Genomic DNA, 1,127 nt, shown 5'->3' with positions numbered 1-1,127 from the left:
GCAGTCCGGTGTTCCGGGCGACCGCGTCCGTCACGACCCGTTCCCCGTGGGCCTGGGCCCGGTCGCCCCCTTCGGCCGGCCGTCGGCCCTCGGAAGGCGCGCCGCCCACGAGGTGGCCGCCACCGGCCGCTGACGTACGCGCGCACGCATCCCCGGAGCTCTCCCGGCACCGGTCGACCTGGCACCTGGTCGACCGGTGCCGCCGCGTCCACGCCCCGTTCCCCTGTGCCACGCCTTTGTCTTCCCTGTGTCCATGCCTTCGTGCGGCACACGGAAAATCAGCGATTCCTTCACAATCGCATTCACGTTCTCGCCACAACCGAATACGCACACTCACCGGCCTCACGCACAATTGACTTACCGCCGGCTCCCGTCACGCCCGAAACGGTTCCACTGGCGCCGCCGATTGTCCTGACATGGCAGACAAAGGCTCACGAGCATCGCACCGCATATCTCCCGCACAGATGTCAATCGGCCCCGGTCCGGGGAATTCCCCCTGGATTTGCCCGGGGGTGCGGAACGGTGGTTCCATCTCGCCCGTCAAGGAAAGGGAGGCACGCCTCCGCGACATGACAGGCCGTCACGGTGCCGTCTCGAGATCGTCGACCCGGCGCGGCGAAGGCATGAAATCGAGAACGGCGACCGCCCTTTCGGAACGGGTGGTGCGGCCGATCGGGAAGGAGCGACGTGGGTTGCTCGCACGCCACAGGGTGCCCCCTGTTCCCGCTGCTCAGGGAGAGCCTGCGGGGTTGGCGCGACTACTACTGCGACAGCGACGACCAGTGGCTGGGCTGCGCGCGCTACCGGATGTCACTCACCGGCGAGCGCGTGCCGATCAGCCTGCTGCCCAACGGGGCTCACGCACGGCACTTCGAGGACGCCGCCGCCGACACGGGCCGGTCGCGCGCCGCCGGCCCGGGGCAGGTACCGCGGCAGGCCCCGCCGCCACGGCACGACCCGTGGGCACCGGGGAGCGCGTTCGGAACGCAGCAGGCCGCCGCCCGGCCACCCGCGCCGCCCGGACACCGGATCCCGGCGCCGGAGAGCGTGACTCCGTGGGCGGCGTCCGCACCGATGCCCGTCACGCACGACCGGCCGTCACCACCAGGGGCCTCCCGGCCTCATGC

Annotated in this window: 1 pseudogene; it reads left to right on the top strand. The window is 71.2% G+C overall.

The window, feature by feature from the left end:
* Positions 1–687: 687 nt before the first annotated feature.
* Positions 688–1,127, top strand: a pseudogene (locus HW445_RS32980) (hypothetical protein); the annotation flags it as partial.

This window comes from Streptomyces sp. UH6, from assembly GCF_013421635.1.
Taxonomy (GTDB): domain Bacteria; phylum Actinomycetota; class Actinomycetes; order Streptomycetales; family Streptomycetaceae; genus Streptomyces; species Streptomyces abyssomicinicus.
The sequence above is the reverse complement of the archived record's forward strand: the minus strand, read 5'-3'. Positions and strand labels throughout refer to the sequence as shown.